Origin of the sequence: Kribbella sp. NPDC000426 (assembly GCF_040300265.1) — a bacterium.
In the GTDB taxonomy this organism is placed as follows: domain Bacteria; phylum Actinomycetota; class Actinomycetes; order Propionibacteriales; family Kribbellaceae; genus Kribbella.
In genome coordinates this window covers 1,598,928-1,605,450 of the sequence record NZ_JBEPDK010000001.1, presented here as the reverse complement: position 1 = coordinate 1,605,450, position 6,523 = coordinate 1,598,928, and the positions used below count along the sequence as shown (strand labels likewise).

Genomic DNA, 6,523 nt, shown 5'->3' with positions numbered 1-6,523 from the left:
AGCCCTGCCACCTACGAATCAACCCACGCCACCCACCAACAGGTAGCGTGAACCAACCTCACACCAACCCTGTCCGTCGAACCGGGTCAACGCCAGGGTGCGTCCGCTGACCCACGGCCTGCTGTAGGCGAGCGGATACGGAACGCCGAACTCCGTGCGGAGGACGCCGATGAAGGTACGCAACTGCGACATCGGAATCTGCTTCCGGCGGCGGTATGCGCTGAGCCAGCCCGCTTCGATGAACTCTGCCCAGCTGACCGTACGACGACCGACGGGCTCGCTCCGGATGATCGGGTCATACTGCACACCGCTGCGCTGGCCACCCTCAAGCCAGTAGTGGAGCGTCGCCGCCGGCAGGCCGAGCAGGCGTGCTGCCTCGACCTCGGAGAACAGCTCGCGCTCGAGCGTAGAAGGTGCGGTAGCCACATTTCCAAGTCTGCCAGACAGATCGACGGTCACTGATGGCTCCTTTCTGGTGTCGAGGGCAACCAACGCTGTGGCTCGTGACTTAGGCGAGGTCGGACCATGGCGCGGGTGGGGTGGTGGTGAAGAAGTGGAGGATGTTGAGGAGGCGGCTGGTGGTGGGGGCGGTCCAGTGGCGTTGGGCGGGCCAGGGTGGGGCGGGGAGTTTGGCCAAGGCCCAGGAGAGGTGGAACCAGAGGATGGCGGCGGCGAGGTCCTGCTCGGTGGTGGGGGAATGGGCTGCGTAGGTGGGGAGGAGCTTGGCCACCTGGGTCAGGGGGAGTTTGGCGAAGTCCATGGCGCGTGGGGCCCAGGCGGCATCGCCCCAATCGATCAGGGCTCGGAGTTCGTTGTCGGGGCCGGCGAGAAGGTTGTGTGCGGCAACGTCTCCGTGGATGAGGACCTTGGGTCCACTGTCGTCGAAGCGTTCGGCGAGCCGGGTGAACCAGCCGGTCAGCCAGCTCGCGGTTGCCGGGTCCACGTAGCCGCGGGTGGCTAGGTCGTCGACCGTCCGCCACGGATCGCCCCAGTCGTCCTCCGGCACGCCGGGCAGTTCCACAACCCGTCCCGGCCGGGACGCGCGGCCATCACCGTGCTGGTCCAGTGCCCGTCCCGCCTCGGAGCCGCTGCCATCACCGCCCGCATGTGGTCGATCAGGATTCGTGCCAGGCTGCGGCGGACGCTCGAGTTGGTGGAGGCGGGCGAGTTCCTCGGCGAGGCCGGTCGGGACGTCGGTTGGCTCGGCGCCGTGGACGCGTTCCATCACGACATACGGAGCGGCGAGGAGGTGGTTGGTTTCGTCGTACTCGACGATCTCGGGGGTCAGGACGCCGACGAGCCGGGCAGCGGGGACGACGTGGGTCTCTTTGCGGAGGTCGTCCTCATAGCCGGGGCGGGAAGCCCGGAGGAACAGGTCGTCGCCGAGGACGAAGGCGCGGTTGGCCACGCCGCCCGCGACCTCTTTCACGTGTTCTGCGTCGACGCCGTGCCGGCGGGCGACAGCGGTCACCTGGTGCAGGAAATCGTGATGCTCGGGCAATCCACTTCTCCGTCGCGCGCGGGACTCGCCACTCATGCCCTCAGGGCGGGGTGAGGCGGCATCCACCGAGTTTGATGTACTGCGGGCGTGCGTGTCGATGTAGATCCGGAGACCGTCGGGCGACGAGAGTTCTACGCACTGCTGAACTCTGTGGTGGTACCGCGACCGATCGCGTGGGTGTCGAGCCGCTCGGCCGACGGCGTGCTGAACCTCGCGCCGCACTCGTTCTTCACGGTCTCGTCCGTCAAGCCGCCGATGGTGCAGTTCACCTCGGTCGGGCGGAAGGACAGCCTGAACAACGTCGAGGCAACCCGCGAGTTCGTGGTGAACTTCGCCGCGGAGCCCCTGTACGAGCAGGTGAATGCCTCCGGGACGAACTTCCCGCCGGAGGTCTCCGAGTTCGAGGCGATCGGCGTGACCACCGAACCGTCGCGAACGGTCTCCGTCCCACGCGTCGCGGAGTCCCCGGTCGCGATCGAGTGCACGCTGCACACCACCATCGAACTCGGTGACTGCACGCTCGTAATCGGACAGGTCCGGCACATCGCGGTCGACGCCGCGATGATGGACGGCGATCACCCCGAGGTACGTCGACTGCGCCCGCTCGCCCGTCTCGGCAAGGACGAGTGGACCACACTCGGCGAGGTCCGCTCGATCACGCGCATCCGCCATTCCGACTGGCCTGGTCACTTCACACCTCCTGGTACCAAGGATTAGTTGCTAAGGGCACCTGTCAGGCCCGCGACGGCGGCTCGGACGTGGCGAGGACCTTCGTGAGCGATTCGAGCTCAGCGGACAACCGCAATGGCGTGTAGTCCGGCGATACCGTCGTCGCCGGAAACCAACGGAAGTCCGGCGTCACCAGGAAGACCTCGGGTGACAGCGGGCCGGGGTCGTGGGCGTGGCTGCGCGCCGCAACGTTGAGCAGCAGACCCAGCGCAGGGATGACGGACAGGTCCCGAATTACGTGCAGCATGAGGGTGTCTCGCGCCGGCACAGCCGCGAGCACACCGTGTGGCGCATGATCCACACGCAGGGACTCGCGCAGAACGGTGTCCAGGACCAGCGCGCGCGAGGCTGCGAATGGCGTACCGGTGATGAAGTCGACCTGGAGATCCTCGTGGTCGACATGCTCGACGTGGTCGGTCAGGTCGCGCAGATTCGCGAGGCCGAAGCGCTCGGCATCGGCCCAGGTGATGCCCATGTCCGCGGGCTCGAGGAACATCGTCACGATCCCGTCGTCGGTCGTGGACGGCACGGACAGCAGACCGGGCAGGAAGTCGGGCCGGTCCGCGGTCCACTCGGCAGGGAGCGCGTCGCGGGGGACGAGGCGTTGGATCAGCTCGCGCTCGGGATCTGTCGGCGGTGTCGGTGGACCCTGCCGGAGCTGCTCCAGCAGTTGATCGAAGTGCTCCTCGACGAGCACCGGCCAATCGCCTTCGTCGAACTGGGCGACGATGCGGGCGAGGTTGCTCAGACCGAGCACCGGGTTGTCGGCGGAGCGATCGGCCGGCACCAGAGCCGCGCCGCCCTGGTACGCGAGATCGAGCCCGCGCTCGGCCGCCGTGGACAGGGCGAGGTGAACAAGTCGGTTGGCCTGGCGTCGGGACAGCGGTGTCAGGGTGGGGTCGGGACGGTCGGAGTTGTTGCCCTGGGCATATTCGGTGATTGCGTGGATGGTCATCGTGATCCTCCTTCTCGGCAGAGAAAGTACGAGGATCGGCGCCCGCCGGAGACTGTGATTCCGAATCTGTGGACAACTCCCGGGATACTCTGCGCAGACCCGTCCGGGAGCCCGAAGGAGCCTGTATGTCCAGCAGCCCGTCGTCGCGGCCGACCTCCGAGACCCGGCTGTCGCTGTCGCACATCACCGCCCAGAACGAGACCAACCTGCTGGGCACCGTGCACGGCGGGGTGATCATGACGCTGGTCGACTCGGTCGCGGGTGTCGTCGCCGCTCGGCACTCGGGCGGGCCCGCGGTCACGGCGTCGATGGACGAGATGGTGTTCCTCGTCCCGGTGCGGGTCGGCGATGTCGTGCATTTCAGCGCGCAGGTGAACTGGACCGGGCGCAGTTCGATGGAGGTCGGCGTCCGGATCACGGCCGATCGGTGGGACGCGGTAGGTCCGCAGATGCACGTGGCGTCGGCGTACCTGGTGTTCGTCGCGGTGGACGAGGAGGGCAAGCCACGCGAGGTGCCGCAGGTCGTCCCGGTGACGGACGAGGACCGGCGGCGGTTGCGCGAGGCCGAGATCCGCCGGAGTCACCGGCTGGCCCGCCGCGCGGCGATCATCGCCTCCCGCGAGCAATCGGACGAAGACGAAGCCGGTGGCAGATGAAGATCATCAGCGATGCGCGCCGGAACCCGTCGGCCGTGTTGCTCGTGGTGCAGTTGCTCGGCGTGCTGGTCTACCCGGCGATGGAGGGATCGCGGCCCGGCCGGGTCGCGTTCGAGATCCTCGGCATCGTCGTCCTCGTCCTCGCGGTCTTCTCCGTCCGCGCGACTCCCGGACTCACCTGGGTCAGCATCTGCCTCGGCATCCCGGCCGTCGGACTGTCACTGCTCGACGCGTTCGATCCGACCGATCCAGTGGTCGCGATCTCCGCCGTACTGCACGCGGCCTTCTACTTCTACGCGGCGTACAGCCTGCTCCGCTACATGCTGTCCGATCATGACGTCAGCGTCGACGAGCTCTTCGCGACCGGCGCGACTTTCACCTTGGTGGCTTGGGGTTTCGCCTACCTGTACGTGTTCGTGCAGGTCCTCGTCCCCGCCAGCTTCACCGCGGCAGTTGACCCGAGCAACGATCGCACCTGGATGGAGCTGCTCTTCCTCAGCTTCACCACGCTCTCGAGCACCGGCCTCAGCGACGTCGTCCCGATCACGTCCTGGGGACGATCGGTGGTGATGATCGAGCAGCTGGCCGGTCTCGGGTACGTCGCCATGGTCGTGTCCCGCCTCGTCGGCCTCACTCTCACAAAACGCAGCAACACCTAGACGCGCCGCCACCCGGCCAACAGATCGGCCGCTGCTCGTGCGGCGACTTCCGGCGCCTTGGTCATGGCGGCGACCCGGTAGCTGACTAGCGCGCCCTCGTGGAGCAGCAGAAGGCGATCCGCCAGCTCGCCCGGATCTGCGAGACCGGCGGCTCGGGCCTGCGCTTCGAACTCGGACCGCATCCACCGCTTCTGGCCAACGATCACCGGCATCGCCGGGTGGTCCGGCGCCGCCAACTCCACGCTCGCGTTGATGAATCCGCACCCGTTGCGCGATCCGGCCAGCCAGTCCGTCAGTGCCGCGAACAGTGTCATGATCACGTCTTCAGGCGTTGCCGGCCGCCGCGTGGCGAGCTGCTCGTCGAGGAACAGATGCCAGGCGCGGTCGCGCTCTTCGAGGTACGCCGCGATCAGCCGGTCCTTCGACCCGAACCGGTCGTACAGAGTCTTCTTCGTGACGTCCGCCGCCGCAGCGATCGCATCGACGCCGACCGTCCGGATGCCTTGCTCGTAGAACAGCGTCGACGCGGCTTCGAGAATCCGCTCGCCGGCGGGCGTCAGCCGGGGCGCTGCACGCACCTGCCGGTCCACGATCAGTCTCACCTGCTGGTCAAGCATACTGACAGTATACCGACCGGTGTGGTTACTGTCGCTGTCATGACCACGCACAAGGCGCTCACCCTGGCCGCCGGAGCCGGGTTCGTCGTGTTCTGGAGCTGCGGATTCATCGGTGCCCGGTGGGGTACGCAGTACACGAACGCGTTCGACCTGCTCGCCTGGCGATTTCTGGTCGCGGGCGCGATCGCCGCCGCGGTCCTTGTGGTCAGGCGGCCGCGGATCTCCGGCCGGGATCTGGCGACGCAGATCTCGATGGCGTTCCTGACCCAGTTCGTCTACCTCGGCCTGATCTTCACCGGGATCGACCACGGGATCACGGCCGGGGTGACCGCGCTCATCGGCTCGCTGCAGCCGCTGCTGATCGCGACCGTGGCCGGGCCGCTGCTGGACGAACGTGTCAGCCAACGCCAATGGCTCGGTCTGGTCCTCGGCCTGGCGGGTGTCGGTCTGGTTGTAGCCGACGACTTGGGTGCCGGTCACGGATCGCCTCTGTTGTTCCTCCTCCCGATCGGTGGCCTGCTAGGTCTCGTCGCAGGGACGTGTCTGGAGCGCTCTCGCAAGCCGAGTACGAGATCGCTGGATGCACTGGCCGTACAAAGTCTCGTATCGGCTGTTCTCTTCACCGCGTTGGCGACCTCGACCCACAGGATGACTGTGCCGGAGCAGCCCGGCTTCTACGGCGCAGTGCTTTGGCTGGTGCTGCTGGCGACGGGCGGTGGCTGGGGTCTGTACCTGGTCAACCTCAAACTCTCCGGCGCAACGCGCATCAGCTCGCTGCTCTATCTCGTGCCGCCGACCACGATGGTGTTCGCGTTCCTGCTGTTCCACGAGACGATCGGCGCACTCGCCGTCGCAGGCATGCTGGTGTGTGCGGTCGCCGTACTGCTGATCCGGATCGGTGAACAAGTACGCTGCGGGGATGGCGGAGACCCGGTGGCTGGACCAGCGAGAAGCACAGGCCTGGCGCGCGTACATCGCGGCGCAACGAGTAGTGAGTAGCCGCATCGAGCAACAGCTGCAACGAGATGCCGGAATTCCCCACACGTACTACGAGATCCTGGTCCGGCTGTCCGAGGCGCCGGGCAACCGGCTGCGGATGAGTGAGCTCGCGGTTGCGACACAAGGCTCGCGCAGCCGGCTCTCGCACGCGGTCAACCGTCTCGAGCAGAACGGCTGGGTCAAGCGCGAGGGCATCGAGTCCGATCGCCGCGGCCAGGTCGCGATCCTCACCGAGCTCGGCCGCCAGAAGCTGATCGACACGGCGCCCGGCCACGTGGAGGAGGTGCGCAAGTCGATCTTCGACGCCCTCACCGCGGAGCAGGTCGAGCACCTGTACGACGTCTGCGCAACGCTCGCCCGGCACTCCGGGGACACCGTGGACCGCGCCGCGTGGGAGCGAAACTGAG

Annotated in this window: 9 protein-coding genes; 5 read left to right on the top strand and 4 right to left on the bottom strand. The window is 67.3% G+C overall.

What is annotated here, in order from left to right:
- Window positions 1-18 precede the first annotated feature (18 nt).
- The gene (locus ABT313_RS07815) at window positions 19-459 is read right to left on the bottom strand and encodes a hypothetical protein (RefSeq protein WP_350849812.1); all 441 of its coding nucleotides are present in this window, start codon (window positions 457-459) and stop codon (window positions 19-21) included.
- Window positions 460-508: 49 nt separating this feature from the next.
- Window positions 509-1,471: a phosphotransferase family protein gene (locus tag ABT313_RS07810; RefSeq protein ID WP_350849810.1), complete on the bottom strand. Its 963-nt coding sequence runs from the start codon at window positions 1,469-1,471 to the stop codon at window positions 509-511.
- Window positions 1,472-1,588: 117 nt separating this feature from the next.
- Here ABT313_RS07810 and ABT313_RS07805 point away from each other — a divergent pair, with 117 nt between their 5' ends.
- The gene (locus tag ABT313_RS07805; RefSeq protein ID WP_350849808.1) at window positions 1,589-2,218 is read left to right on the top strand and encodes a flavin reductase family protein; all 630 of its coding nucleotides are present in this window, start codon (window positions 1,589-1,591) and stop codon (window positions 2,216-2,218) included.
- 16 nt (window positions 2,219-2,234) lie between these two features.
- Here ABT313_RS07805 and ABT313_RS07800 read toward each other — a convergent pair whose 3' ends face one another.
- Window positions 2,235-3,185 (bottom strand): DUF1444 domain-containing protein, encoded by a 951-nt coding sequence (locus ABT313_RS07800; RefSeq protein WP_350849807.1) that lies wholly within the window; start codon window positions 3,183-3,185, stop codon window positions 2,235-2,237.
- A 125-nt stretch (window positions 3,186-3,310) separates the two neighbouring features.
- Between ABT313_RS07800 and ABT313_RS07795 the strand changes: the two genes are divergently transcribed.
- Both ABT313_RS07795 and ABT313_RS07790 read left to right on the top strand, forming a co-directional pair.
- Window positions 3,311-3,841, top strand: coding sequence for an acyl-CoA thioesterase (locus ABT313_RS07795; protein WP_350849805.1), 531 nt, complete (start codon window positions 3,311-3,313; stop codon window positions 3,839-3,841).
- A complete protein-coding gene (locus ABT313_RS07790; protein WP_350849803.1) occupies window positions 3,838-4,500 on the top strand; it encodes a potassium channel family protein in 663 nt (220 codons plus the stop codon). The genes ABT313_RS07795 and ABT313_RS07790 overlap by 4 nt, the downstream gene beginning before the upstream one ends.
- Here ABT313_RS07790 and ABT313_RS07785 read toward each other — a convergent pair.
- Window positions 4,497-5,117, bottom strand: a complete 621-nt coding sequence (locus ABT313_RS07785; protein WP_350849801.1) for a TetR/AcrR family transcriptional regulator — start codon at window positions 5,115-5,117, stop codon at window positions 4,497-4,499. The two genes, ABT313_RS07790 and ABT313_RS07785, sit on opposite strands and share 4 nt — an antisense overlap.
- A 39-nt stretch (window positions 5,118-5,156) precedes the next feature.
- Between ABT313_RS07785 and ABT313_RS07780 the strand changes: the two genes are divergently transcribed.
- Complete coding sequence (locus tag ABT313_RS07780) at window positions 5,157-6,116, top strand: DMT family transporter (RefSeq protein WP_350849800.1); 960 nt, start codon at window positions 5,157-5,159, stop codon at window positions 6,114-6,116.
- Window positions 6,109-6,522: a MarR family winged helix-turn-helix transcriptional regulator gene (locus ABT313_RS07775; RefSeq protein ID WP_242000620.1), complete on the top strand. Its 414-nt coding sequence runs from the start codon at window positions 6,109-6,111 to the stop codon at window positions 6,520-6,522. The genes ABT313_RS07780 and ABT313_RS07775 overlap by 8 nt, the downstream gene beginning before the upstream one ends.
- Window position 6,523 lies beyond the last annotated feature (1 nt).